The 25,681-nt window shown below is 61.8% G+C and carries 20 protein-coding genes and 3 tRNA genes; 15 read left to right on the top strand and 8 right to left on the bottom strand.

From position 1 onward, the window contains the following. Positions 1 to 51 precede the first annotated feature (51 nt). Genes thrC through moaD form a run of 3 tightly spaced genes read left to right on the top strand, consistent with a single transcriptional unit; the run spans position 52 to position 3,051 of the window. The gene (thrC, locus tag O0880_RS13250) at positions 52 to 1,548 is read left to right on the top strand and encodes a threonine synthase (protein ID WP_289886859.1); all 1,497 of its coding nucleotides are present in this window, start codon (positions 52 to 54) and stop codon (positions 1,546 to 1,548) included. Next, positions 1,548 to 2,774, top strand: coding sequence for a gephyrin-like molybdotransferase Glp (gene glp, locus O0880_RS13245; protein WP_289886858.1), 1,227 nt, complete (start codon positions 1,548 to 1,550; stop codon positions 2,772 to 2,774). Before thrC ends, glp begins: the two co-directional genes overlap by 1 nt. 10 nt (positions 2,775 to 2,784) lie before the next feature. After that, positions 2,785 to 3,051, top strand: coding sequence for a molybdopterin converting factor subunit 1 (moaD, locus tag O0880_RS13240; RefSeq protein WP_289886857.1), 267 nt, complete (start codon positions 2,785 to 2,787; stop codon positions 3,049 to 3,051). Positions 3,052 to 3,095: 44 nt separating this feature from the next. Here moaD and O0880_RS13235 read toward each other — a convergent pair whose 3' ends face one another. Then, entirely contained in the window at positions 3,096 to 3,338 is a 243-nt protein-coding gene (locus O0880_RS13235; RefSeq protein WP_071323768.1) for a hypothetical protein, read from the bottom strand. 163 nt (positions 3,339 to 3,501) lie between these two features. Here O0880_RS13235 and O0880_RS13230 point away from each other — a divergent pair, with 163 nt between their 5' ends. Next, a complete protein-coding gene (locus tag O0880_RS13230; protein WP_289886856.1) occupies positions 3,502 to 4,746 on the top strand; it encodes a TIGR03862 family flavoprotein in 1,245 nt (414 codons plus the stop codon). A 16-nt stretch (positions 4,747 to 4,762) separates the two neighbouring features. Here O0880_RS13230 and O0880_RS13225 read toward each other — a convergent pair whose 3' ends face one another. The 6 genes from O0880_RS13225 to hpnC all read right to left on the bottom strand — a co-directional run bounded on the left by O0880_RS13225 (position 4,763) and on the right by hpnC (position 9,826). Then, entirely contained in the window at positions 4,763 to 5,569 is an 807-nt protein-coding gene (locus O0880_RS13225) for a head GIN domain-containing protein (RefSeq protein WP_071323766.1), read from the bottom strand. An 11-nt stretch (positions 5,570 to 5,580) separates the two neighbouring features. After that, positions 5,581 to 6,369, bottom strand: a complete 789-nt coding sequence (locus tag O0880_RS13220) for a DUF1700 domain-containing protein (RefSeq protein ID WP_289886855.1) — start codon at positions 6,367 to 6,369, stop codon at positions 5,581 to 5,583. A 28-nt stretch (positions 6,370 to 6,397) separates the two neighbouring features. Continuing rightward, positions 6,398 to 6,562 carry a hypothetical protein gene (locus O0880_RS13215; protein ID WP_156894820.1) on the bottom strand — a complete coding sequence of 55 codons (165 nt, stop codon included), beginning with the start codon at positions 6,560 to 6,562 and terminating at the stop codon, positions 6,398 to 6,400. A 130-nt stretch (positions 6,563 to 6,692) separates the two neighbouring features. Beyond that, a complete protein-coding gene (gene hpnE, locus O0880_RS13210) occupies positions 6,693 to 8,057 on the bottom strand; it encodes a hydroxysqualene dehydroxylase HpnE (protein ID WP_289886854.1) in 1,365 nt (454 codons plus the stop codon). Positions 8,058 to 8,064: 7 nt separating this feature from the next. After that, on the bottom strand, positions 8,065 to 8,898 hold the full coding sequence (gene hpnD / locus O0880_RS13205) for a presqualene diphosphate synthase HpnD (RefSeq protein WP_071323763.1): 834 nt from the start codon (positions 8,896 to 8,898) through the stop codon (positions 8,065 to 8,067). Between the two features lie 46 nt (positions 8,899 to 8,944). Then, positions 8,945 to 9,826, bottom strand: a complete 882-nt coding sequence (hpnC, locus tag O0880_RS13200; protein ID WP_289886853.1) for a squalene synthase HpnC — start codon at positions 9,824 to 9,826, stop codon at positions 8,945 to 8,947. Between the two features lie 291 nt (positions 9,827 to 10,117). Between hpnC and O0880_RS13195 the strand changes: the two genes are divergently transcribed. From O0880_RS13195 to O0880_RS13145, 11 genes are all read left to right on the top strand, one after another. Further along, positions 10,118 to 11,281, top strand: a complete 1,164-nt coding sequence (locus O0880_RS13195) for an efflux RND transporter periplasmic adaptor subunit (protein ID WP_289886852.1) — start codon at positions 10,118 to 10,120, stop codon at positions 11,279 to 11,281. Further along, positions 11,278 to 14,376 (top strand): efflux RND transporter permease subunit, encoded by a 3,099-nt coding sequence (locus O0880_RS13190; protein ID WP_289886850.1) that lies wholly within the window; start codon positions 11,278 to 11,280, stop codon positions 14,374 to 14,376. The genes O0880_RS13195 and O0880_RS13190 overlap by 4 nt, the downstream gene beginning before the upstream one ends. 176 nt (positions 14,377 to 14,552) lie before the next feature. After that, positions 14,553 to 14,635, top strand: a tRNA-Leu gene (locus tag O0880_RS13185). A 754-nt stretch (positions 14,636 to 15,389) separates the two neighbouring features. Next, entirely contained in the window at positions 15,390 to 16,730 is a 1,341-nt protein-coding gene (gene tig / locus O0880_RS13180; protein ID WP_071323760.1) for a trigger factor, read from the top strand. Positions 16,731 to 16,806: 76 nt separating this feature from the next. Then, positions 16,807 to 17,433 (top strand): ATP-dependent Clp endopeptidase proteolytic subunit ClpP, encoded by a 627-nt coding sequence (gene clpP, locus O0880_RS13175; RefSeq protein WP_035818544.1) that lies wholly within the window; start codon positions 16,807 to 16,809, stop codon positions 17,431 to 17,433. A 200-nt stretch (positions 17,434 to 17,633) separates the two neighbouring features. Next, positions 17,634 to 18,902 carry an ATP-dependent Clp protease ATP-binding subunit ClpX gene (gene clpX / locus O0880_RS13170; RefSeq protein WP_010398446.1) on the top strand — a complete coding sequence of 423 codons (1,269 nt, stop codon included), beginning with the start codon at positions 17,634 to 17,636 and terminating at the stop codon, positions 18,900 to 18,902. Positions 18,903 to 19,175: 273 nt separating this feature from the next. Beyond that, complete coding sequence (gene lon, locus O0880_RS13165) at positions 19,176 to 21,587, top strand: endopeptidase La (RefSeq protein ID WP_071323759.1); 2,412 nt, start codon at positions 19,176 to 19,178, stop codon at positions 21,585 to 21,587. A 204-nt stretch (positions 21,588 to 21,791) separates the two neighbouring features. Then, positions 21,792 to 22,064 (top strand): HU family DNA-binding protein, encoded by a 273-nt coding sequence (locus tag O0880_RS13160; RefSeq protein ID WP_010398442.1) that lies wholly within the window; start codon positions 21,792 to 21,794, stop codon positions 22,062 to 22,064. Positions 22,065 to 22,189: 125 nt separating this feature from the next. Beyond that, positions 22,190 to 22,266, top strand: a tRNA-Asp gene (locus O0880_RS13155). 17 nt (positions 22,267 to 22,283) lie between these two features. Beyond that, positions 22,284 to 22,360: transfer RNA gene (locus O0880_RS13150), tRNA-Asp, on the top strand. A gap of 442 nt (positions 22,361 to 22,802) precedes the next feature. Continuing rightward, positions 22,803 to 24,725 (top strand): SurA N-terminal domain-containing protein, encoded by a 1,923-nt coding sequence (locus O0880_RS13145; RefSeq protein WP_289886844.1) that lies wholly within the window; start codon positions 22,803 to 22,805, stop codon positions 24,723 to 24,725. 200 nt (positions 24,726 to 24,925) lie between these two features. Here O0880_RS13145 and O0880_RS13140 read toward each other — a convergent pair whose 3' ends face one another. Then, the gene (locus O0880_RS13140; RefSeq protein WP_289886843.1) at positions 24,926 to 25,639 is read right to left on the bottom strand and encodes an arylesterase; all 714 of its coding nucleotides are present in this window, start codon (positions 25,637 to 25,639) and stop codon (positions 24,926 to 24,928) included. Positions 25,640 to 25,681 lie beyond the last annotated feature (42 nt).

Below are 25,681 nucleotides of genomic sequence, written 5' to 3'. Positions count from 1 at the left end.
CGCTGCCATTCATGATCAACCGCTCTCAGCTCAACTGGACTCTTCAAATCTATGCATTACGTGTCTACCCGCGCTGATACAGCGCCATTGCAGTCGCAACAATCATCTTTGCAGCAATTCTCCGACATCCTCCTGGGCGGCCTGGCCCCCGATGGCGGACTGTATCTCCCTGAACACTACCCGCAAGTCACTGGTACCGAGCTCAACGCCTGGCGCACATTGTCGTATGCCGATCTGGCCTGCGAAATCCTGAAGAAGTTCGCCACCGATATCCCGGCCGCGGACCTGAAGGCACTGACGGCGAAAACCTATACCAAGGCAGTCTACAAGAACGCCCGCGCCGGCGAAAACGCGGCCGACATCACGCCGCTGCGCGTGCTCGAAGAAAACGTCGTCAAGGGCGGCCAGACCACCCTGATCCTGCAAGCGCTGTCGAACGGCCCGACCCTGGCCTTCAAGGACATGGCCATGCAGCTGCTGGGCAACCTGTTCGAATATACGCTGGCCAAGCACGACGCCGAACTCAATATCTTCGGCGCCACCTCGGGCGACACGGGCAGCGCGGCCGAATACGCGATGCGCGGCAAGAAGGGCATCCGCGTCTTCATGCTGTCGCCGCACAAGAAAATGAGCGCCTTCCAGACGGCGCAGATGTTCAGCCTGCAAGACCCGAACATCTACAACATCGCCGTCGAAGGCGTGTTCGACGACTGCCAGGACATGGTGAAGGCCGTGTCGAACGACCTGCCGTTCAAGGCGAAGCAGAAGATCGGCACCGTCAACTCCATCAACTGGGCGCGCGTCGTGGCGCAGGTCGTGTACTACTTCCGCGGCTACCTGGCGGCCACCACCAGCAACGAACAGAAAGTGTCGTTTACGGTGCCATCGGGCAACTTCGGCAATATCTGCGCCGGCCATATCGCCCGCATGATGGGCTTGCCCATCTCGAAACTGGTGGCCGCCACCAATGAAAACGACGTGCTCGACGAATTCTTCCGCACGGGCGTGTACCGCGTGCGCAAGTCCGCCGAAACCTACCATACCAGCAGCCCGTCGATGGATATCTCGAAAGCGTCCAACTTCGAGCGTTTCGTCTACGACCTCGTGGGCCGCGACAGCGACCGCGTGCGCGCCCTGTTCACGAAAGTGGAAACGCATGGCGGCTTCGACTTGTCCGGCAAGCCTGGCAGCGACGGCGACGAATTCAAGCTGGTGGCCAACTACGGCTTCAAGTCGGGCAAGTCCACGCACCAGGACCGTCTCGACACCATCCGCGACGTCGCCGACGACTACGGCATCACCATCGACACGCACACGGCCGACGGCATCAAGGTGGCGCGCGAGCACCTGGAGCCCAATGTGCCGATGATCGTGCTGGAAACGGCGCTGGCGGCCAAGTTCAACGAAACCATCCTCGAAGCGCTGGGCGTGGATGCGGAGCGCCCGGCCGGCTTCGAGAACATCGAGGACTTGCCGCAAAAGTTCGTCGTGATGGGTGCCGACGTGGAAAAAATGAAGGCGTATATCGCCGCCAACACGGGCCTGTGATGAGCGCTCCTACTGCAGAACGCAAGCCCATGCTGTCGGTGGCCGAGGCGCAAGCCTTCATGCTGGGCGCGGCGCGCCCCGTGACGCAGGTGGAGCAGGTCGACACCATGCGCGCCAACGGCCGCGTGCTGGCGGCGCAGCAGACCTCGACCCTGAACGTGCCCGAGCGCGACAACACGCAGATGGATGGCTATGCCGTGCGCGCGCAGGACTGCGCCAGCGGCGCGGCCAGCCTGCCCGTGTCGCAGCGCATCGCGGCCGGCCACGTGGGCCAGCCCCTGCAGCCGGGGACGGCGGCGCGCATCTTCACGGGCGCCCTGATCCCGGACGGCGCCGACTGCGTCGTGATGCAGGAACAGTGCACGGTGACGGACGGCGTGGTGACGGTGAACCACGTGCCGCAGGCGGGCGAATGGGTGCGCCGCCAGGGCGAGGATATCCGCGCCGGCGGCGTGATCCTCGGCGCCGGCCGGCGCTTGCGCAGCCAGGAAATGGGCCTGGCCGCCTCGGTGGGCCTGGCGCAGCTGCCCGTGCTGCGCAAGCTGCGCGTGGCCGTGTTTTTCACCGGCGACGAACTGGCCATGCCCGGCGAGCCGCTGGCGCCGGGCGCCGTCTACAACTCGAACCGGTTTACCTTGCGCGGCCTGCTGGAAAACCTCGGCTGCGAGATCACGGACCTGGGCATCGTGCCCGACAGCCTGGAAGCGACGCGCGCCGTGCTGCGCCAGGCGGCCGAGGGCAATGATCTGATCATCACCTCGGGCGGCGTATCCGTGGGCGAGGAAGACCATATCAAGCCGGCCGTGGAAGCGGAAGGGCGGCTGAACATGTGGCAGATCGCCGTCAAACCGGGCAAGCCGCTGGCCTTCGGCGAAGTGAAGGACGCGTTCTTTGTCGGCTTGCCCGGCAATCCCGTTTCCAGCTTCGTCACCTTCCTGCTGTTCGTGCGCCCCTTCATCCTGCGCCTGCAGGGCGTGGAAGGCAGTGTGGCGCCGCGCAGCTACCGCCTGCCGGCCAATTTCGAGCGCCTGAAGGCGGACAGGCGCAATGAATTCCTGCGCGCCAAAGTGACGGACGACGGCGCGCTGGAACTGTTCGCCAATCAGAGTTCGGGCGTGCTGACCTCCACCGTGTGGGGCGACGGCTTGATCGACTGCCCGCCGGGACTGTCCATCGCGCGCGGCGACATGCTGCGCTTTATCCCGTTTAACGAATTGCTGTACTAAGGAAGTCTTGATGAAGATCAATCTGCGATTTTTCGCCAGCGTGCGCGAGCTGGTGGGTACGGCCCAGGAAGTGCTGGTGGTGGAAGAGGGGGCCGCGCCGCTGCGTACCGTGGGCGACGTGCGCGCCCAGCTGATCGCCCGTGGCGGCAACTGGGAATATGCGCTGGCGCAGGCGCGTTCGCTGCGTATGGCGCACAACCAGGTGATGTGCGATGCCGATACGCCCGTATCGGATGGCGACGAGGTGGCGTTCTTCCCGCCCGTGACGGGCGGCTGATGCCGGCGCCTTGAAAGTGGCCGCTCCCTGGAGCGGCCATTGTCTTATGAGGCCTTGTTTTTCGGCTTGCCGCCCGTGGCGTCGCTGCACGTCGCACACGCGACGGCTTTCTTGTAGCGCCAGTACTTCGAACCGATGAAGATGGCCGACGCCACCAGCGACCAGGCCAGCGCGCTCAGGATATCGGCCTGGCTGGTCGTGCCCTTGCTGTACTCGACCACCATCAGGATGATGAATAAAATCGAGCTGGCCAGCAAATAGCGGGAAATCCAGAATCCTGCGCCCATGTGTTTCTCCTCTCGTGTCTCGTCGTCTGGTGATATGAAACTGCTGATCGTTGCAGCATGCGCTAGCAGTATGCCTCATTTTTGGGCTCGATCGTCATCGGGCAGCCTGAACACCGTCAATCTCGACTAAAATGCCGGGGTTTTCACCGTTTCCCAGCCTGCCATGTCCAACTCCAGCCTTCCTCCCTTCCACATCGCCATCATCGGCGGCGGTCCCGCCGGCCTGATGGCCGCCCAGGCGGCGTCCGAGCGGGGGGGCAGGGTGGAGCTGTTCGACGCCATGCCGTCCGTCGGCCGCAAATTCCTGCTGGCAGGGCGCGGCGGCATGAACATCACGCATGCGGAAGGCTACCAGCCCTTCGTCTCGCGCTACGGCAGACAGGCGCAGCGCGTGAAACCGGCACTGGACCAGTTCGGCCCGCAAAAAGTGCGCGACTGGGTGCACGGCCTGGGCGTGGAGACCTTTGTCGGCTCGTCGAACCGCGTCTTCCCCACCGATATGAAGGCCGCGCCGCTGTTGCGCGCCTGGCTGCACCGCCTGCGCGAAGCGGGCGTGCAATTTCACATGCGCCACCGCTGGACGGGCTGGCAGGACGGCCAGCTGGCGTTTGCCACGCCGGACGGCGAGCGCCGCTTCACCTTTGACGCCGTGATCCTGGCGCTCGGCGGCGGCAGCTGGGCGCGCCTGGGTTCGGACGGCGCCTGGGTGCCGCTGCTGCAAGGGCAGGGCGTGGCCGTGGCGCCTCTGGCGCCGGCCAATTGCGGCTTCGACGTGGACTGGAGCGGGCATTTCAGCAGCCGTCATGCGGGCGAACACCTGGCCACGGTGGCCGTCACGGCGCGCGACATCGATGGCTTGACGATCAAGCGCCAGGGGCAGTTCGTCATCACGGCGGGCGGCGTCGAGGGCAGCCTGATCTACGCGCTGTCGGCCGCCCTGCGCGAGCAGATCGCGGCCGAGGGCAGCACCACCATCTGGCTCGACCTGGTGCCCGACCACAGCCATGCGCGCGTGTTCGAGGAAGTGACGCGCCCGCGCGGCGCCCGTTCGATGTCCAGCCACCTGCAAAGCCGGCTGGGAATAAAGGGCGTGAAATCGGGCTTGCTGCGCGAATGCCTGAGCGCGGCCGACTTTGCCGACGAAGCCAGGCTGGCGGCCGCCATCAAACTGCTGCCCGTCACCTTGCGGCGCCCGCGCCCCATCGATGAAGCCATCAGCAGCGCCGGCGGCGTGGCATTCGACGGCGTGGACGGCAGCATGCTGCGCGCCATGCCGGGCGTGTTCGTGGCGGGGGAAATGCTGGACTGGGAAGCGCCGACGGGCGGCTACCTGCTGACGGCCTGCCTGGCGCAAGGCAAGGCGGCCGGCGAGCAGGCGGTGACGTGGCTGGAAGAGCGCCGCGCCTGAGGCGCGGCTGTCAACATCAATGCCAGATGATGTCGCCTGAGCCGCTCTTTTGCGCATCGCGCTGGCGCGGGTTGCCGTAGACGTGGATGTCGCCGCTGCCGCGCAGGCTCAGGTTGGCGGCGTCGCGCACGAAGATCGTGCTCTGGCCCGAGCCTTGCAGGCTGACGCTGGCCTTGTCGGCGGCCAGGTGCTCGGCGTCGATATCGCCCGAGCCGCTCAGGTCGGCGCGCAGGAACTTGGTATTGCCGCTGGCGGCGATGCGCCCCGAACCCACCATTTCCAGCACCACGCTGTCGCTGTTGCCGCCATTGATGTCGAGGTCGCCGCTGCCGTTGACGGTCGCTTGCACCTGCTTGTAGCGGCCCGTGAAGCTGACGTCGCCCGAACCCGTTAATTCCAGGATGAAACTGTCGCCGGAAAAGCCCGTGATCCGGCTGTCGCCGTTGCCGTGCACTTCCACGCGGACGAGGGCCGGCAGCACCAGTTCCACCTGCAGCGGCTGGCGATGGTGGAACAGCATGCCTTTCGGGCCGATATGCAGGGTCGTGCCGTCGGCCGTCGTGTCGACATTCGACAGCAGGCGCTGCTCGCCGCTCACCTTCAGCGATGGCGTGGCGCCGCGGCGCAGCACGAGGTCGATGGGACCCGCCAGGTCGATGCTGGTGATATCGGCGGGGATGGGGCGCGTTTCGCTGCGCACGGCGCGGCCGGCGGCGCTGCTGGGGCTGCTGATGCCCTTGGCGCGCAGCGCCGCATACGACATGGCGATCAGGACCAGGGCCAGCAGGAACATGCTCAGACCGACTTTGAGTAAGCGTTTCATGACAGCCTTTCTTAGTGACCTTTGAGCAGGGAAATATTCATGGCGATATAGCGTTTGAGGCCGATCAAGGTATAGCGCGTTACTACCAGGCTGAGCAGGAAAATGACTATGCCGCCGAGCAACATGCCAACGCCGAACACGGTTTGCGTGGTGCGCGCATCGCGGTCCATGTCGGTCGAGATGCGGATGCCGCTGCCGGCCAGCGCTTCGGCCCGCTCCATCATGCGCGACGAGGTATTTTGCGCCTCGGTCTCGCCCGGCTCGCGCTGCACGGGACCGGGCACGTGGTCCACCTCGATGCCCGTGTCGCCGATGATGATGCGCGTCTCGCGCCTGTCGTCGCCGTCGCCGCCATCGTCGTCGTGGATGAAGATGTGGCGCAGCGGGCCGTCGAGCACCAGTTCGTTGGCGCCCGACAAGCCGCTGGCCGTGATGGCGATACCGGCCAGGTAAAAGCTCAGGCCGACGGCATACAGGGTGGCCAGCAGGGCCGCGTAGACGGCGGCGGGCACCACCATGAACAGGTTGAAGATGGCCAGGCCGATCAGCGAGATGAGCAGGCGCAGCAGGTTGACGGGCGTCTTCTTCTGTTCGAAGGCCTGGCGGTGGGTGCTGGTGCGCAAGGTCAGGGCGATCTTCTTCGGATCGCCGAGGTCGTCGGCGATTTCCTGCTCGCTGCGGCCGGCCGCCGCGCCTTCGATGAAGGTCTGTTCGTAATAGTCGAGCGTCTTGGCCGCCAGGTCCGGTGGCAAGCCTGCCAGTGCGCGCCGCAGCGCCTCGAGATAATCTTGTTTATTCATGGTTGTCATGTCCGTTGCGTGGCGCGTATCAGCCGAGTGCCGGCAGCAGCATGCTTGCCTGGCTCAGCGGCAGCGGTGCTGCTTGCGCCTGTTGTACTTGCTGTCCGTCCATGACGAGCAGCATGGCCAGCACCACGCCCGCCAGCAGCGCCACGGCTTTCAAGCTGGTTTTCAAGTGCAGGGTGGTGTGCATGGTCTTCCTCGTGGCATGGTGGTTGGCTATGGTCGGACTGTACCCAAGCGCACGCGGGTGCACCAGCGCGGTGCGACAGAATGCAATTTCACGGGGTCCAGCGACACCAGGGAGGGATGCACCGTCAAGTCTACTTTGGCGTCCGCCCCGTCTGGCTGCCGGCGCGGACGGCCAGCGCCGCCGCCACGCCGCTGCGCACGGCCGCTTCGATGGTGGCCGGATAGTCTTGCGTCCGGTCGTCATTGGCCGTGTAATCGCCGGCCAGCACCAGGCCTGGCAGGCCGCTGGCGTTGCCGGGACGCGCCAGGTCCGGCGTGCAGGCAAAGGTGGCGCGCTTTTCCGTGATCAGCTGGCTCCACAGCGGCTGCGCCAGCGCCGGACGCTGCAGCACCTGCGCCAGCTGGGCGGCGATGGCTTGCGCCAACGGCGCATGGCCTTGCTCTGCGGCATCGCCTGAAGCGCTGATGACGACGGCCAGCAAGCCCGCCTGGCTGCTGTCGAGCTGGCCCCGGTCGAAGACGAACTGGCCCCAGTGCTGGCTGTCCGGCGCATCGGCGAGCGCGTAAAACGGCAAGTCCAGGCGCACGCCGGCGTCGTACTGCAGGTAGCAGGTGCTGATGGCTTCCGGCGTGAACGCTTGCATCTGGCTAATTACGGTGTCCAGGCGCGCATCGTGCACGCCTTGCAGCAGGGCGGCCGCCTGTACCGACGAGGTGGCGACGATGACGCCGTCGAAGCTGGCCGCCTCGTCGAGTTGCCAGCGGCCGTCGGGCAGCGCTTGTATGGCGTCCACCTTGGCGCCCAGCTTGACGGTGCCGCCATGCCGTTCCACGTAGCGGGCGGCCGCGTCGGGCAGCACGGCGCTCAGGTCCGCCTTCGGGATCAGCATGTCGGAGGCGCTGCGGCGGCGCGCGCCCAGGCTGTCGCGCAGCACGTTGATGAAGACGCGGGCCGAGGCCCGCCCGGGCGGGGTATTCAGCGCGGCCAGGCACAGCGGGTGCCACATCAGCCGGCACAAGGTGTCCGTCTGGTCGAAGCGCTGCAGCAGTTCGCTGACCGTGCAATCGTTATACAGTTGCCAGCCCATCCAGCGCATGGCGGTGGAAAAGCGCATCAGCGACAGCTTGTCGGCGCGCTGCAAGCCTTTGGCGCGCAGCAAGGCCCACGCCAGGTGCAGCGGCGCGGGCAGGCGCGGCGCGATGAAATCCATGCCGCCCGCGCCGGGCGGATAGCGCATCTGCAGGGGCAGGGTGAGGATCAGTTCGCGTGGATCCTGGCCCGCCAGCTTGATCAGGCGCAAGGTTTCCGTGTAGGCACCGAGCAGGATGTGCTGGCCATTGTCGAGTACGGCATTGTCCTTCTCGACGCGGCGCGCGCGGCCGCCCAGCGTGCGGGCCGCTTCGAACACGGTGACGGCATGGCCGGCGCGCGTCAGTTCCATGGCGGCCGCGCAACCAGCCCAGCCGCCGCCGATGACGGCGTAGCGTTGCTTCACGCTATGCTCAGCCACGGACCCAGGTCTTCCAGGCCAGCCACAGTTTGCGGATCGGCGTGAGCGAGATGCGCTGTTTCAACACGTGATAACCGTCGCGCTCGACTTCATTGAGCAGGGTGCGGTAGATGGCGGCCATGATCAGGCCCGGGCGCTGGGCGCGGCGGTCTTCGGCCGGCAGCAGCGCGAACGCCTCGTCATACGCTTTCTGCGCGCGCGCCACCTGGAAACGCATGAGGTTTTCAAAGTTGTCGCTGTGGCGCGCGTTCAGCAGGTCGGCCGCCGTCACGTTAAATTGCTGCAACTCGCTGATCGGCAAATAGATGCGCCCCTTGCGCGCATCTTCGCCCACGTCGCGGATGATGTTGGTCAACTGGAAGGCGTGGCCCAGTTTTTCCGCATACAGCAGGGTTTCCGGGCGGGTCGCGCCAAAGATGCTGGCCGACAAGATGCCGACCACGCTGGCCACGTGCCAGCAATAGCGGCTCATGGCCTGGTAGTCGAGGTAGCGGGTCTGGTTCAAATCCATTTCCATGCCGTCGATGATGGCCTGCAAATGCTTTTCTTCCAGCGTGTAGATGGCCAGGTGCGGCTGCAGCGCGCGCATCACGGGATGCGTCGGGTTGCCCTCGTACATGGCCTTGACTTCCTTGCGCCACCAGACCAGCTTGGTGCGTGCCACGGCTTCGTCCGTGCATTCATCGACCGTGTCGTCGACTTCGCGGCAGAAGGCGTACAGGGCCGTGATGGCCTTGCGGCGTTCGGCCGGCAGGAACAGGAAGCTGTAGTAGAAGCTGGAGCCGCTCTGGGCGGCCTTTTGTTGGCAGTATTCGTCGGGAGACATAGTCAAAAGAGCAAGGGTTGCAGATCGAAGCCGCTATTCTATCGTCTTACAGAGTGGGCGACGGGGGAAAAGCCGTTTTTACTTGCGTCTCTTGACGCAGGCTTTTGCGCGACATGCGCAAGGCGCGCCAGAAGATGATCAGCCAGTCGCGCTTCTCCAGCTTCGGCCGGCGCCGGAAGACGTCGTAATTGACGGCCTCGATGCACTCGAGGATGCGCAAGCCGCCTTGCACCACGAGGCGCAGTTCCCAGCCGATGCGCCCGCGCAGGCGCAGGGCCAGCGGCGCGCCGGACAGCATCAGGGCCCGCGTGCGCGCCACTTCAAAGCGCATCAGGGCGCTCCACTTGCCGTGCGCCTCGGGGCGCTCGAAGGCGGCCGGCGAGACGGCGAAGCGGGTCAGATCTTCCATCGGCAGGTAGATGCGCTCCTTTTGCTGGTCGATGGCAACGTCTTGCAAGAAATTAATTAGTTGCAAAGCTGAACATATCGCGTCGGAATCGCGTACATTCTCTTCATCGGCCGCCCCATAAAGGTGCAACATCAACAGGCCGACGGGATTGGCGGAGCGGGCGCAATAGTCGAGGACATCCTCGTAGCTGGCGTAGCGCGTCGTTTCCACATCCTGTTTGAAGGCCGACAATAAATCGTAAAACGGTTTCATTGGCAGCTGGAATTTGGCGATGATGGTGGCCAGGCGCTCGAAGATGGCCGCGCTTTCGCCCGTGTGGCTTTCCTGGCGCTCGATCCGGGCCAGCGCCGCTACATAGGCGTGCAGGGCGTCCAGGCGCTCGGCCGGCGTGGCGTCGCCCTCATCGGCCAGGTCGTCGGCGCTGCGGGCGAAGGCATAGATGGCTTCGACGGCGGGCACCAGGCGGCGCGGCAGTAAAAATGATGCTACAGGAAAATTTTCGTAATGATCTACAGGCATGAACACACTTCTCTAGTCTTGCAGTGATGTCGAACGCCGTCCAAACCCGCGGTTTTGCCGGACGTTGTACATCTCAAGATTAATGACGCAAAAGTCACTAAAAACTTTTGGCCGCGATTATAATTACTAACCAGAAAGTCATTAACGGTGCCTAAGCCTCCGCCATGACCAAGCTGATATTGTCACAAATTTAAGGATATCGCGTGCGAAAAAATTTCGTTCGAGCCAGCCGCCAAGCGAAAAGTTTCCTCACGTAAAAATCTAACAGCCCGCATAGTAAAGGAAAATACCTTGTTTGCCCTGAAAACCCTGCGCCGCGAGACCGGCGCGCCAGCTCTTCCCGCCCTGCGCCTGATCGCCGCCGCGGCCCTTGCCATGACCATGGCGGCCTGTTCCAAGCCTGCGGCCAAGGTGGAGGACGTGCGCCCCGTGCGCGCGATTGTGTTGTCTAGTACCAATATCGATGTGAATGCGGAGCTGGCGGGCGAGGTCGTGCCCCGCGTGGCGTCGCAGCTGGGTTTCCGCGTGGGCGGCAAGATCGTCGCGCGCAAGGTCGACGTGGGCGCCGTGGTGAAAAAGGGGCAGCTGCTGATGCAGCTCGACCCCGTCGACCTGCAATTATCGCAGGCGCAGGCGAAGGCGGCGCTGGTCAGCGCGGAAACGAACCGCGACCTGGCACGCGCCGAGCTGAAGCGCTACAAGGACTTGCGCGAGAAAAACTTCGTCAGCCAGGCCGTGCTCGATAGCAAGGATGCCAGCTACAAGGCGGCGCAATCGAATGTGGAAGCGGCCCAGGCCGCCTACCGTGGCCAGGCCAACCAGTCCGGCTATGCCAGCCTGGTCGCCGATGTCGATGGCGTCGTCACGCGCATCGAGGCGGAAGTGGGGCAGGTGGTGGCGCCCGGCACGCCCGTGGTGGTGGTGGCGAAGTCCGGCGAGAAGGAAGTCGTGATCGGCATTCCGGAAGACAAGGTCGATACCTTGCGCCAGGTCAAGGATGTCGTCGTGCGGCTGTGGGCCGACCCGAAGCAGGCGCTGCCAGGAAAGATCCGCGAAGTGTCGCCCGTGGCCGATCCCGCCACGCGTACTTACGTGGCCAAGGTCAGCATCCCCGACGCGCCGCAAGCGCGGCTGGGCATGACGGCCGTGGTGCAGTTCGCCTCGCAGACGGCCACGCCGCAGATCAAGGTGCCGCTGACGGCCCTGTTCAATGAGAAATCGCAAAGCTCCGTGTGGGTGGTGGAGAACGGCGCCGTGAAACTGGTGCCGGTGACGGTCGGTGGCGTGGCCGGCAATGAATTGCTGCTGAGCTCGGGCGTGAAAGCGGGGCAGACGGTGGTCACGGCCGGCGTCAACCTGCTGAAACCAGGCCAGAAAGTCACGATCCTGGGCGCGGAAACGGCCGCGCCGGCAGCCGCGTCCGCCAGCGCCATTACAGTCGGGGCCGCCAAATGAAGGGCGGCTTCAATCTGTCGCGCTGGGCGCTCGAACACATTCCGCTGACGCGCTACCTGATGGCCGTGCTGCTGATCGGCGGCATGCTCAGCTACGCCAGCCTGGGCCAGGACGAGGACCCGCCATTCACCTTCCGCGCCATGGTGCTGCAAGCGTACTGGCCGGGCGCGACGGCCCTGCAGATGGCCGAGCAAGTCACGGACAAGCTGGAAAAGAAGCTGCAGGAAACGCCGTATATCGACGAAATCACCAGCTATTCGAAGCCTGGCGAGACCTTGATCCTGCTGGAATTGCGCGAATCGGCGCCGCCCAAGGAAACGGCGGCCGCCTGGTACCAGGTGCGCAAGAAGATCGGCGACATCCAGGGCACCTTGCCGGCCGGCGTCGTGGGACCGTTCTTCAATGACGAGTTCGGCGACACCTACGGCTCCATCTTCGCCCTCTCCGGCGACGGTTTCACCTATGCGGAAATGAAGGATTACGCGGACAAGGTGCGCCAGGAACTGCTGGCCGTGGGGCAGGTGTCGAAGGTGGAACTATTCGGCGTGCAAGATGAAAAGATCAATATTATCTTTTCCCACAAGAAATTTGCCCAGCTGGGCATTCCTTTCTCGGCCATCGTGCAGCAACTGTCCGAGCAAAACTCGATCAACGCCACCGGCGTGCTGGTGACGCCGACGGACAACCTGCAAGTACGCGTGACGGGCGCCATGGTGACCGTCAAGGACCTGGAAAACCTCGAGCTGCGCGCCAACGGCACCACCTTCCGCCTCGGTGATTTCGCCACGGTCAGGCGCGAATTCGTCGATCCGCCGAAGGACAAGATGCGCTTCAACGGCAAGGAAGTGATCGGCCTGGGCGTGTCGATGGAAAAGGGCGGCAACATCATCGACATGGGCAAGGCCCTGCAAAAGACGGTGGCGCGCATGAAGAGCGAGTTGCCGGTCGGCATAGAGCTGCAGCGCGTGTCGAACCAGCCGGAAGCCGTGTCGGCCTCCGTGGGCGAGTTCGTGCATACCCTGATCGAAGCCATCCTGATCGTGCTGGCCGTCAGCTTCGTCGCGCTGGGCTTGCACACCAAGCCGCTGCGCATCGACGTGCGGCCGGGCCTGGTGGTGGCGCTGACCATCCCGCTGGTGCTGGCCGTCACCTTCCTGTGCATGCGCATGCTCGACATCGACTTGCACAAGATTTCACTGGGCGCCCTGATCATCGCGCTGGGCTTGCTGGTCGATGACGCCATCATCGCCGTCGAGATGATGGTGCGCAAGATGGAAGAGGGCTTTTCCCGCTTCGACGCGGCCACGTTCGCCTACACGTCGACGGCCATGCCCATGTTGACGGGCACCCTGATCACGGTGGCGGGTTTCCTGCCCATCGGCCTGGCCAAGTCGGCCGCGGGCGAATACACGTTTTCCTTGTTCTCCGTCAATGCGCTGGCCCTGATCATTTCCTGGGTGGTGGCCGTCGTCTTCACGCCATACATCGGCTACATCTTGCTCAAGGTCAAGCCGCACGCGCATGACGACCATGAATTGTTCGATACGCCGAATTTCCGCCGCTTCCGCCGCGCCGTCACCTGGTGCGTGGAATGGCGCAAGACGACGATCGCCGCCACCCTGGCCATCTTCGCGCTGGGCATCTATGGCTTCAATTTCATCGAGAAGCAATTCTTCCCCGATTCCAGCCGGCCGGAACTGATGGTGGAGCTGTGGTCGCCCGAAGGCACGACGTTTGCCGCGAATGAAAAGCAGGTCAAGAAATTCGAAGCCTTCGTTGGCAAGCTCGACGGCGTGGAAAGCGTGACCAGCTACGTGGGTACCGGCAGTCCCCGTTTCTATCTGCCGCTCGACCAGATCTTCCCGCAGACCAACGTCTCGCAAGTGGTGGTCTTGCCGAAGAGCCTGGCTGACCGCGAACGCTTGCGCCAGCAAATCGTCGATGTCTTCAAGAAAGACTTCCCGGAAGTGCGGGGCCGCGTGAAACTCTTGCCGAACGGACCGCCGGTGCCGTATCCCGTGCAATTCCGCGTCACGGGGCCGGAAGTGGAGGGCGTGCGCGCCATCGCCGACCAGGTCAAGGACATCCTGCGCGCCAACCCGAACACGCTGGGCGTGAACGACAACTGGAATGAATCGGTGAAGGTGCTGCGCCTGGACCTGGACCAGGACAAGATGCGCGCGCTGGGCGTCACCTCGAAAACGGTGATGCAGGCGGCCAATACCATCCTGTCGGGCACGGTCATCGGCCAGTTCCGCGAAGACAACAAGCTGATCGACATCCAGGTGCGCCAGCCGCTGGAAGAGCGGGCGACGATTTCCGTGTTGAATGACACGAATATCCCGACGGCAACGGGCAAGTCCGTGCCGATTTCGCAGCTGGCCCGCGCGCACTTCGTGTGGGAGCCGGGCGTCGTCTGGCGCGACAAGCGCGAATGGGCCATTACCGTGCAGTCGGACGTGGTCGACGGCATTCAGGGCGCCACCGTGTCGACGCAGCTGGCGCCGCAGCTGGACGCCTTGCGCGCCAAGCTGCCGGCCGGCTACCGCATCACCGTGAAGGGCGTGGCGGCCGACAGCGGCGAAGCGGAAGCGTCGATCGCGGCCAACTTGCCGCTGGCCATCTTCATCATCTTCACCTTGCTGATGCTGCAGCTGCACAGCTTCTCGCGCGCCTTGCTGGTGTTCCTGACGGGGCCGCTGGGCGTGGCGGGCGCCGCATTTGCCCTGCTGGCGCTGGGCCGGCCCCTCGGTTTCGTGGCCAACCTGGGCATCATCGCGCTGTTCGGCATGATCATCCGCAACTCGGTGATCCTTGTCGACCAGATCGAGCAAGACATCAAGGATGGCTCGGCGCCGTGGGACGCCATCATCGACTCGGCCGTGCGCCGCTGCCGCCCCATCGTGCTGACGGCCGCCGCCGCCGCGCTGGCGATGATACCGCTGTCGCGCTCCGTGTTCTGGGGGCCGATGGCCGTCGCCATCATGGGCGGCCTGATCCTGGCGACGGCCTTGACCCTGCTGTTCCTGCCGGCCCTGTACGCGGCCTGGTTCCGGGTCAGGAAGCCGGAGCCGGCGAGCGCAAAAGCGGGCTAGGATGCGGCAGTAAACTAGCGGCATAAAAAAGGCGGCATTCCTCTGGGAAATCCAGTAGAATGCCGCCTTTGCTTTACCGCCGGCTTGCAGTGCAAGTCCAAGGTAGCCAGAATGCTCCCGAGTTGTTAAAATCGGGGGCAGCAGTCAAGTGGTATGTACAAGCTGCGTACAAATATGCGGATGTGGTGGAATTGGTAGACACGCTGGTCTTAGAAGCCAGTGCTTCGGCTTGGGAGTTCGAGTCTCCCCATCCGCACCAGCCCGGGCTGCTCCAGCCCGCGGGTGCAGCACCATCGAGTTGTTCTCATGTTTCTTCATGCGCCATATGCGCCGCCGCGCCGCCGGCAGCGCCGGCCCGGCCCTTTATTTTCGACAGATTTACGCCCGTAGCCGCTATCCGGCACGCCTGCGCCCGTGCTGTTTTTCGCCTGAAATGCCCGGGCAGGACAGGGCGCCGCCGGGGTTTTGCCTGAAAAATGGCCAAATTGAGGCAAATCAATGGTTTTTTGCCCGAAAACTTCGCTGTCAGCGCATTTCTTTGTTTCGGACGGAGCGACAGTTCGCATATACTAATGAACGAAGCAGGCTGGAAAGCCTGTCTCTGGCGAAATGAAGTATGCCGGGGCAAGAGTAAAGACAGGGCAGACCCAGGCTGTGGCGACTCGTTCGCCGCCGCTGGCATCCCCTGTGGCCGGGCCGCAAAGCCAGCCACTTCTCCGAAGTCCTTTGTTATAATGCCACGCTTTACCGAATGATGGCCGGCCCTGCGATTACCTTGAAGCATGGCTGGACGCTCGGAGCCCTGTCGCAGTATTGGAAGCGGCGGATTGTTTGGTGCCTGGTGGCTTGTTCCATGCCGGGTAGACCAGGTCCATCATCCTGCTTGCAGTACGTTACAGATGAATATGCGAGCGAGTGAAGCTGGACCCATGTCTTGTCGTCATTAATGGCGCAAGGGGTCGGGTCTTCTTTTCTCGCACCAACAGTATCTTATTTTTTGGACGATTTTTTACATGGCAACTGCAGTCGAAACCTTGGGCAAACTCGAACGTCGTATCACGATCTCCTTCCCGCTGACGGACGTCCGCACGGAAGTTGAGAAGCGCCTGAAAGTGCAAGCCCGTACGGCTAAGGCACCGGGCTTCCGTCCGGGCAAAGTGCCGTTGAAAATGGTCGCAGCACAATACGGCTACCAAATCGAATCCGAAGTGCTGAATGACAAAGTCGGCCGCGCGTTCAACGACGCCGCCAACGAAAACAACCTGCGCGTCGCCGGTTACCCGAACATCGTGTCGAAAGACGACGCCGCGGAAGGCCAGCTGGCTTTCGACGCCACCTTCGAAGTGTACCCGGAAGTCGTCATCGGCGACCTGGCCGGCGTTGAAATCGAAACCGTGCAAGCCGACGTCTCGGAAGCCGAAATCGACAAGACCATCGACATCCTGCGCAAGCAGCGCGTGCACTTCCACACCAAGGGCGAAGCTGGCGAACACGGCGACGGCGGTGAGCCGATCGCTGCCAACGGCGACCGCGTGACCGTCGACTTCGTCGGCTCGATCGACGGCGTTGAGTTCCCAGGCGGCAAAGCTGAAGGCTACGCTTTCGTGCTGGGCGAAGGCCGCATGCTGCCAGAATTCGAAGCAGCGACCCTGGGCCTGAAAGTGGGCGAATCGAAGACTTTCCCGCTGTCGTTCCCTGAGGACTACCATGGCAAGGACGTGGCCGGCAAAACCGCCTCGTTCACCATCACGCTGCAAAAGCTGGAATGGGCGCACCTGCCGGAAGTCGATGCCGAATTCGCAAAGTCCCTGGGCGTTGCCGATGGCGACCTGGCCAAAATGCGCGAAGACATCAAAGTCAACCTGCAGCGCGAAGTCGCTGGCCGCGTAAAAGCGCGCAACAAGGAAGCCGTCATGGACGCGCTGATCAAAGTTGCTGAGCTGGAAGTGCCAAAAACGCTGATCGCTCAGGATTCCGAGCGCCTGGCCGAAATGACCCGCCAGGACATGGCGCAGCGCGGCATGAACGTCAAGGACGTGCCTTTCCCAGCAGAACTGTTCGCGGAAAAAGCCGAGCGTCGCGTACGTCTGGGCCTGATCCTGTCGCAACTGGTGGGCGACAACAACCTGCAGGCAACGCCTGAGCAAGTCAAGGCGCAGATCGAAGATTTCGCCCAAAGCTACGAAGATCCGCGCGAAGTGCTGAAGTACTACTACAGCGACCGTCGTCGCCTGGGTGAGATCGAAGCCCTTGTATTGGAAGAAAACGTCGTCACTTACGTGTTGGGCCTGTCGAAAGTCACGACGAAAGCAGTTGCTTTCGACGAACTGATGGGAAGCAACGCACAAGCGTAAACCAGTTGGTATTGGGATGCCGCCTCTTGCCGTAAGGTATATGCGGCATCCCCTAACTGCTTCACAAGGAAATGAAATGACAGGTATGAACCGTAATCCAGCGCTGGACACACAGATGCTCGGCCTGGTGCCGATGGTGGTGGAACAAAGCGGTCGCGGCGAGCGCTCGTATGATATTTACTCGCGCCTGCTGAAGGAACGCTTGATTTTCATGGTCGGCCCGGTCAATGACCAGATGGCCAACCTGGTCGTCGCCCAGCTGCTGTTCCTGGAGAGCGAGAATCCGGAAAAGGAAATCTCGCTCTACATCAACTCGCCAGGTGGCTCGGTCTCGGCCGGCATGGCCATCTACGACACCATGCAGTTCATCAAGCCGGACGTCTCGACCCTGTGTACCGGGATGGCCGCCTCGATGGGTGCCTTCCTGCTGGCCGCCGGCGCCAAGGGCAAGCGTTTCTCGCTGCCGAACTCGCGCATCATGATTCACCAGCCGTCCGGTGGTTCGCAAGGCATGGCGTCGGACATCGAGATCCAGGCGAAGGAAATCCTTTACCTGCGTACCCGCTTGAACGGCATCATGGCCGAGCGCACGGGCCAGTCGATCGAACAGATCGCCAAGGACACCGACCGCGACCGTTTCATGTCCGCCGACGAGGCCGTCGAGTATGGTTTGATCGACAAAGTGTTGACCAGCCGCGCTTGATGAGCCCCTACCGGTATTGCTAAGCAAGTAAGTAAACGCCCGGGCGATCAAACGTTCGGGCGTTTCGCTTTTATTTCGGGTAGCATGGAGCTTGTGCACGTTGTTGACTTGCGCCATGGGTGGCTGTCTTTGCGGGCAACTACCGCACTCCGGCTTGCGATTTAGCAATATTGTTAATGCAGTTCCAACCAAAATGCCTTATGTCAGACAAAAAATCCTCTAGCGGCGAAAAATTACTGTATTGCTCGTTCTGCGGCAAAAGCCAGCACGAGGTGAAGAAACTCATCGCCGGCCCGTCCGTGTTCATTTGCGACGAGTGCATCGACTTGTGCAACGACATCATCCGTGATGAAACGTCGAGCATCGAGACGGTGACCGGTACCAAATCCGACCTGCCGACGCCGCAAGAAATTGCCGCCTTGCTCGATCAGTACGTGATCGGCCAGCAGACTGCCAAGCGCATCCTGTCGGTGGCGGTGTACAACCATTACAAACGCCTCAAGCACCTGGGCAAGAAAGACGACATCGAACTGGCCAAGAGCAACATCTTGCTGGTCGGTCCTACCGGCTCGGGCAAGACCCTGCTGGCGCAGACCCTGGCGCGCATGCTCAACGTGCCGTTCGTCATCGCCGACGCCACCACGCTGACCGAAGCCGGTTATGTGGGCGAGGATGTGGAAAACATCATCCAGAAGCTGCTGCAAAGCTGCAACTACGACGTCGAGAAAGCCCAGCGCGGCATCGTTTACATCGATGAGATCGACAAGATTTCGCGCAAGTCCGACAATCCGTCCATCACGCGCGACGTGTCGGGCGAGGGCGTGCAGCAAGCCTTGCTGAAACTCATCGAAGGCACGATGGCTTCCGTGCCGCCACAAGGCGGCCGCAAGCATCCGAACCAGGATTTCGTGCAGATCGACACGACCAACATCATGTTCATCTGCGGCGGCGCCTTCGACGGCCTGTCGAAAGTGATCGCCAACCGTTCCGAAAAGAGCGGTATCGGTTTCTCGGCCACCGTGCGCAGCAAGTCGCAAAGCTCGGCCAGCGAACTGATGCTGCAAGCGGAACCGGAAGACCTGGTCAAGTTCGGCCTGATCCCGGAACTGGTGGGCCGTCTGCCCGTCATCGCCACGCTGGCGGAATTGACGGAAGAGGCGCTGATCCAGATCCTCGTCGAGCCGAAGAATGCGCTGATCAAGCAGTATTCGAAGCTGCTCGAGATGGAAGGCGCGGAACTGGAGATTCGTCCGGCCGCCCTGCATGCGATCGCCAAGAAGGCGCTGGCGCGCAAGACCGGCGCCCGCGGCCTGCGCTCCATCCTGGAACACGCTTTGCTGGACGTCATGTACGAACTGCCGAGCGAACAGAACGTGGTGAAGGTCGTCATCGATGAAAATACCATTACCAGCGGCGCCAAACCTTTGTTGATTTACCAAGAGACTGCCAAGGCCTCCGGAGAAAATTGATTACTGCCGAGACAAATGCATAAAAAGGGTTTTGATTCCTTAATGCATGGCAGTACAATTTAAATCAATGAGTGCAGGCTTCAATCGGAAAGCCACTCGCGGCGCTTAGCTGCGCGTGGCTTTTTTACTGTTACAACTGCACTTGTTACAGTCATGCGGGTGTGTTTTGCGAAATGAACAAAATGTTTGTTTCACAGAATTATTTATTCTCGCCGGTCTTGTGTTTTGGCAGCGAGCGCCAACATCGTAAACACGCTTTCTATAAGGTACGCCATGACAACTTCCAAATTAACTGAGCAAACTCAACTGCCGTTATTGCCGTTGCGGGATGTCGTCGTTTTCCCGCATATGGTGATACCGCTGTTCGTTGGCCGTCCAAAGTCGATCAAGGCGCTGGAAGCTGCGATGGAGCAGGGCAAGAGCATCATGCTTGCCGCTCAAAAAGCAGCCGCGAAGGACGAGCCATCGCCTTCGGATATCTATGAAATTGGCTGCGTTGCCAATATTCTGCAAATGCTCAAGCTGCCCGACGGCACCGTCAAGGTGCTGGTCGAGGGTGCGCAGCGTGCCCGTATCAACCATATCAGCGATGCGCCGACGCACTTCATCGCCGACCTGACGCCGCTCGAATCCGAGCCGGGCGACGAGTCGGAAGTCGAAGCCATGCGCCGCGCGATCGTGCAGCAGTTCGACCAGTACGTCAAACTGAACAAAAAAATCCCGCCGGAAATCCTCGCATCGCTGTCGGGCATCGACGATGCCGGCCGCCTGGCCGACACGGTGGCTGCGCATCTGCCGCTGAAGCTTGAGCAAAAACAAGTCATCCTGGAAATTTTCAGCGTGGCCAAGCGCCTCGAGCATCTGTTGGGCCAGCTCGAAGGCGAGCTTGACATCCTGCAGGTGGAAAAACGCATCCGTGGCCGCGTCAAGCGCCAGATGGAAAAATCGCAGCGCGAGTACTACCTGAACGAGCAAGTCAAGGCGATCCAGAAGGAACTGGGCGAGGGCGAGGATGGTGCCGACCTCGACGAGCTGGAGAAAAAAGTCGCTTCGGCCAAGATGCCGAAGGAAGCGCTCGACAAGGCCACCAACGAGCTGAAAAAACTCAAGCTGATGTCGCCGATGTCGGCCGAAGCCACCGTCGTGCGCAACTACATCGACACGCTCGTCAATTTACCGTGGAAAAAGAAATCCAAGGTCAATAACGACCTGTCGAATGCGGAAAAAGTGCTCGAGGGCGACCACTACGGCCTCGACAAGGTCAAGGAACGCATCCTCGAGTACCTCGCGGTGCAACAGCGCGTCGACAAGCTGAAAGCGCCCATCCTGTGCTTCGTCGGCCCTCCGGGCGTCGGCAAGACCTCGCTGGGCCAGTCCATCGCCCGCGCGACGAACCGCAAGTTCGTGCGCATGGCCCTGGGCGGCGTGCGCGACGAAGCGGAAATCCGCGGCCATCGCCGCACCTACATCGGCTCGATGCCGGGCAAGATCCTGCAATCGCTGTCGAAAGTCGGCGTGCGCAATCCTCTGTTCCTGCTCGATGAAGTCGACAAGATGGGCGCCGATTTCCGTGGCGATCCCTCGTCGGCCCTGCTGGAAGTGCTCGATCCGGAACAGAACCACACGTTCTCCGACCATTACATCGAAGTCGATTTCGACCTCTCGGACGTGATGTTCGTGGCGACGTCGAACTCGTACAATATTCCGCCAGCCTTGCTCGACCGCATGGAAGTGATCCGCCTGTCCGGTTACACGGAAGACGAGAAGACCAGCATCGCGCAGCGTTATTTGCTGCCGAAGCAGATCAAGAACAATGGCTTGAAGGAAGACGAAATTTCGGTGGCCGAATCGGCGCTGCGCGACATCATCCGCTACTACACGCGGGAAGCCGGCGTGCGTTCGCTCGAGCGCGAAGTGTCGAAGATCTGCCGCAAGGTGGTCAAGATGCTGCTGCTGAAGAAGTCCGACAAGAAAGTCATCGTCAACTCGAAGAACCTGGACAAGTTCCTCGGCGTGCGCCGCTACGATTTCGGCGTCGCGGAGAAGGAAAACCAGGTAGGCCAGGTGGTCGGTCTGGCATGGACGGAAGTGGGCGGCGATCTGCTGACCATCGAAGCCGTGTCGATGCCGGGCAAGGGCAATGTCATCCGTACGGGCACCCTGGGCGACGTCATGAAGGAATCGATCGAGGCGGCCCGCACCGTTGTGCGCAGCCGTTCCGCGCGCCTGGGCATCAAGCCGGACGTGTTCGAGAAGAGCGACATCCATATCCACGTGCCGGAAGGCGCGACACCGAAGGACGGTCCTTCGGCTGGCGCGGCCATGACGGTGGCGATGGTGTCGGTCTTCACTGGCATCCCCGTGCGAGCCGACGTGGCGATGACGGGCGAGATCACCTTGCGCGGCGAAGTATTGCCGATCGGCGGCCTGAAAGAGAAGCTGCTGGCGGCCCATCGCGGCGGCATCAAGACGGTCCTGATTCCAGAGCAGAACGTGAAAGACCTGGCCGAAATTCCGGACAACGTCAAGAACAAGCTGGAGATCGTGCCGGTGCGCTGGATCGACAAAGTGCTGGAAATTGCCCTCGAACGCATGCCTGAAGCGCTGACCGAAGTGGCCGCAGTGGAGGCCGTCACGGCCGCCGCGGCGAAGCCTGATGCGGCCGGCGAGGTAGTAAAACACTAACGTTTTACCCTGTTTTTCCCCAAACAAGCGCTTTTAGAGCGCTTGTTTTATATTGAAACGTGAATTGCGCCCCCAAAGCGCTTGACACATATACAGTGTGGCTTGTTTAATACGCCTGCACATTTTTTTCGCCGGACAGCTGTGGTGCCAAAAGTGCCGCAACGATACGGTAAACGTTTTATACCTTTGTAATTGGGGATGCTAGTGAACAAGACTGAATTGATCGACCACATTGCTGAAAAAGCTGACATTTCCAAAGCCGCCGCTGCGCGCGCACTCGACGCTGTTATCGGCGGCGTGACGGAAACTTTGAAAAACAACGACAGCGTGACGCTGGTTGGTTTCGGTACCTTCTCGGTCAGCGAACGCGCTGAGCGTACCGGCCGCAATCCGCGTACCAAAGAAGCGATCACGATCGAAGCTGCAAAAGTTCCAAAATTTAAAGCTGGTAAAGCTTTGAAGGATGCTGTAAACTAACGGACTTCGGTGAGGTGACAATCACCGGAAACATTTGGCGGCGCCTCCGGGTGCCGCGATTTCAGGATCGACGTTCCTCGAATGACGATCCTGGATGCAAATGCAAGTAGTACTGTGTATTTTTCGGAGTGGTAGTTCAGTTGGTTAGAATGCCGGCCTGTCACGTCGGAGGTCGCGGGTTCGAGTCCCGTCCGCTCCGCCAAAAAAATACGCTCTCAAGGAGTGGTAGTTCAGTTGGTTAGAATACCGGCCTGTCACGTCGGGGGTCGCGGGTTCGAGTCCCGTCCGCTCCGCCAGAATATAGAAACCCGCGCTGCTGAATAAGCAGCGCGGGTTTTTCTTTTATGCGCGCGATTATCTTTGCGCCTCTGCATTTTCAATTCCCCGCCTGCCGTTTTTAAATGGCCGGCGCGGGTATTTAAATCCCCTTTAAGCTTTGCCGGGTTTAATGTCCAGGCTGGCGCCTTGTCCGCCTTGCAGCACATCCGCCGTTTTGCGGCGCAGCATGCGGCGCCGGGGCAGGGCGCGGGTCCTGATTTACTCTTGCTATAGCGCTATGGGCATTGTAGAATCAGGAGATAATGGCTTGGGCGTCAGAATCCTGCTTTAGTTCCAGCGCCAAGTTGTTGAATCTAAAGGGGAAGTGGACATCTGTCCCGTCCATTCCGCCGAAGAAATCAAGGCGAACGCATGTTCGCCTTTTTTTATAGTGATCCACTCATCCCGAATTGGCTGACCATGTTTGAATTTATTCGTACCCATCGACGCTTGATGCAGTTTCTCTTGATGCTGGTCATCGTCCCGTCTTTTGCACTGGTCGGTATCAGCGGCTACCAAAGCTTCGGCGACGGCGCGAACACCATCGCCAAGGTCGGCGATCAGGTGATCACGCAGCAGCAATATGAAGAAGCGCAACGCCAGCATATCGACCGCTATCGCCAGATGATGGGCGAGCAGTTCGACCAGAAAATGTTCGACACGCCGGAAGCGCGCAAGAGCATTCTCGACAACCTGATCGCCGAACGTGCCGTGGCCGCCGAAGTGGGCCGCAGCCACCTGGTCATCAGCGATGCCGTGCTGCAAAAGGAAGTGCTGGAGATTCCCGGCCTGACCTTGCCAGACGGTAAGTTCGACCTCGAACGCTACAAGGCCATGCTGGCTGCCCAGGGCATGACGCCGCAGATGTACGATGCGCGCCGCCGCAGCGACCTGGCCCTGCAGCAACTGGCCGGCGCCGTGCAAGGCACGGCCTTCGCCCCGAACACCGTATCCAAGCGCCTGTCGGACATCACCTCGGAAGAGCGTGAAGTGCAGGAACTGCTGTTGCCGATCGCCCAGTTCGTGCCGGAAGTGAAGGTCACGGACGCCATGGTGAAAGCGTTCTACGACAAGAACAGCAAGTTCTTCGAAATCCCGGAACAAGCCAAAGTCGAATACGTCGTGCTCGATGGCACGGCTGCCGGCGAACAGGTCGATGTCAGCGACGCGGACGTGGCCAGCTACTACGCGAAGAACCAGAAAGCCTACACCAGCGAAGAAGCGCGCCGCGCCAGCCACATCCTGTTGGCCGTCAAGAAGGACGCTTCCGCCGCCGACAAGGCTGCCGCCAAGGCCAAGGCCGAAGCCATCCTGGCCGAAGTGCGCCAGGCGCCTGCAAGCTTTGCCGCCGTGGCCAAGGCCAAGTCGGAAGACCCGGCCTCTGCCGAACTCGGCGGCGACCTCGACGTCGTGGCCAAGGGCGCCTTGCCTGGTCCAGTCGAAGCGGCCATCTTCAAGCTCAAGCAAGGTGAAATCAGCGACGTCGTCGCTTCCGATTTCGGCTATCACATCCTGACCGTGACCTCGCTCAAGCCGCAGCACGTGAAATCGCTGGACGAAGTACGCGGCGAAATCACGGCCGACCTGCGCAAGCAGTTCGCCGCGAAGAAGTACTCGGAAATGGCGGAAACCTTCACCAACACCGTGTACGAGCAATCGGACAGCCTGAAGCCGGTGGCCGACAAGCTGAAACTGAAAGTGGAAAGCGCCGCCAACCTGTCGCGCACGCCGTCGCCGGCCCTGGGCAATGCGCCGTTCAACAACGTCAAGTTCCTGAAGGCGATTTTCTCCAACGATTCGCTGAAAGAAAAACGCAATACGGAAGCCGTGGAAGTGGCGCCGAATACGCTGATCGCCGGCCGCGTGATCGAATTCAAGCCAGCATCGAAGCGTCCGCTGGCCGAAGTCGAAGCGATGATCCGTCAGCGCGTGACGATGGAAGAAGCGGAAAAACTGGCGAAGAAAGCCGGCGAAACCAAACTGGCCGCGCTGAAAGCGTCGGGCGACGCGACCGGCTTCGGCGCCGCACAGTGGGTCTCGCGTAGCAAGCTCGACGGCATCAACCGCGCCGCCATCGCGCAAGTCATGAAGGCCGATACGAGCAAGCTGCCAGCCTATGTGGGCGTGGACCTGCCAGCCCTGGGCTACGGCATCTACCGCATCGCCAAGGTGCAGCAGCCAGCGCAAGTCGATGCTGCGCGCCGCCAGCAAGAGAAAGACCAGATCAGCGGCATCCTGGCGCAGCAGGAAATGTTCGATTACGTCGAGTACCTGAAAAACAAGGCCAAGGTGAAGATCGTCAAACCGGTCACCGCCCCAGCCGCCGCACCGGAAGCGCCATAAGATTGGGCTTCCAGGCATGAAAATAGCCGCTCTCGAGCGGCTATTTTTTTTGAGCGCCAGCTAAAACTTACTGCGCGTCGTGACTTGGGTCTGGCGATGCTCACCGCCTTGGCGGCCCCGAGCAAAGCACGGCGCCGCTTCTCATCCACCATGCACTTCCGCTCGCGACCGTTTTATCAGGTGTTCGCTGCATGGGCTGCTTACTTGGCTTTCAGCAACGGCGCCAGCTGCGGCCAGATGTTTTTCAGGATGGCCGGATGGGCCTGCGCATTCGGATGCATGCGGTCGGCCTGGAACAGCTGCGGCTGGTCGGCGATGCCTTCGAACATGAACGGCACGAGCGGCGCCTTCCATTCCCGCGCCAGCTTGCCGTACACGCCATAAAACTGCTCGCCATAGGCGCGCCCATAATTGGGCGGCATGCGCATGCCCACCAGTACCACTTGTGCGCCAGCTTTCCTGGCCGCTTCGCCCATGGCGCGCAGATTCGCCTCGGCCGCCGCCACGGGCAAGCCGCGCAAGCCGTCGTTGGCGCCCAGCTCGATCAGCACGACGTCGGGCTGGTGCTTCGTCAGCAGGGCGGGCAGGCGCACCCGTCCGCCGCTCGTGGTCTCGCCGCTGATGCTGGCGTTGACGACGCGCGTATCGTTCTTTTGCGCTTTCAGCCGCTGTTCCAGCAGCGCCACCCAGCCCGTGCCGCGCGCCAGTCCATACTCGGCCGACAGGCTGTCGCCGAGCACCAGCAGCGTTTTTGGTGCAGAATAGGCGTTCGCCATGCCTGCCACCAGGAGCAGGGCTGCCGCAGGAAGCAAGGAGAGGGTGCGCCGCCGCGTGCGGTGGAGCGCTTTCACGCTCGCATCGCCACTGGCGTTGACCTTTATTTGTTCACGAATTTTTTTAAGATAGATCAGCATGCCCGAATTCCCTAAAGCGACTTCCACCAATTTCCTTCCGTC

It is taken from the genome of Janthinobacterium sp. SUN118 (assembly GCF_030397695.1).
Classification (GTDB): Bacteria; Pseudomonadota; Gammaproteobacteria; order Burkholderiales; family Burkholderiaceae_D; genus Janthinobacterium.
This window is presented reverse-complemented; position numbering and strand designations above follow the sequence as displayed.

What these genes read in the sequence shown, in the direction of transcription:
- clpP (WP_035818544.1), top strand. Translation starts at nt 16,807, where the DNA reads ATGACAGGTATGAACCGTAATCCAGCGCTGGACACACAGATGCTCGGC.
- O0880_RS13215 (WP_156894820.1), bottom strand. Translation starts at nt 6,562, where the DNA reads ATGCACACCACCCTGCACTTGAAAACCAGCTTGAAAGCCGTGGCGCTG.
- O0880_RS13225 (WP_071323766.1), bottom strand. Translation starts at nt 5,569, where the DNA reads ATGAAACGCTTACTCAAAGTCGGTCTGAGCATGTTCCTGCTGGCCCTG.
- O0880_RS13190 (WP_289886850.1), top strand. Translation starts at nt 11,278, where the DNA reads ATGAAGGGCGGCTTCAATCTGTCGCGCTGGGCGCTCGAACACATTCCG.
- tig (WP_071323760.1), top strand. Translation starts at nt 15,390, where the DNA reads ATGGCAACTGCAGTCGAAACCTTGGGCAAACTCGAACGTCGTATCACG.
- O0880_RS13145 (WP_289886844.1), top strand. Translation starts at nt 22,803, where the DNA reads ATGTTTGAATTTATTCGTACCCATCGACGCTTGATGCAGTTTCTCTTG.
- hpnC (WP_289886853.1), bottom strand. Translation starts at nt 9,826, where the DNA reads ATGCCTGTAGATCATTACGAAAATTTTCCTGTAGCATCATTTTTACTG.
- O0880_RS13235 (WP_071323768.1), bottom strand. Translation starts at nt 3,338, where the DNA reads ATGGGCGCAGGATTCTGGATTTCCCGCTATTTGCTGGCCAGCTCGATT.
- clpX (WP_010398446.1), top strand. Translation starts at nt 17,634, where the DNA reads ATGTCAGACAAAAAATCCTCTAGCGGCGAAAAATTACTGTATTGCTCG.
- hpnD (WP_071323763.1), bottom strand. Translation starts at nt 8,898, where the DNA reads ATGTCTCCCGACGAATACTGCCAACAAAAGGCCGCCCAGAGCGGCTCC.
- moaD (WP_289886857.1), top strand. Translation starts at nt 2,785, where the DNA reads ATGAAGATCAATCTGCGATTTTTCGCCAGCGTGCGCGAGCTGGTGGGT.
- glp (WP_289886858.1), top strand. Translation starts at nt 1,548, where the DNA reads ATGAGCGCTCCTACTGCAGAACGCAAGCCCATGCTGTCGGTGGCCGAG.
- O0880_RS13140 (WP_289886843.1), bottom strand. Translation starts at nt 25,639, where the DNA reads ATGCTGATCTATCTTAAAAAAATTCGTGAACAAATAAAGGTCAACGCC.
- O0880_RS13220 (WP_289886855.1), bottom strand. Translation starts at nt 6,369, where the DNA reads ATGAATAAACAAGATTATCTCGAGGCGCTGCGGCGCGCACTGGCAGGC.
- O0880_RS13230 (WP_289886856.1), top strand. Translation starts at nt 3,502, where the DNA reads ATGTCCAACTCCAGCCTTCCTCCCTTCCACATCGCCATCATCGGCGGC.
- lon (WP_071323759.1), top strand. Translation starts at nt 19,176, where the DNA reads ATGACAACTTCCAAATTAACTGAGCAAACTCAACTGCCGTTATTGCCG.
- thrC (WP_289886859.1), top strand. Translation starts at nt 52, where the DNA reads ATGCATTACGTGTCTACCCGCGCTGATACAGCGCCATTGCAGTCGCAA.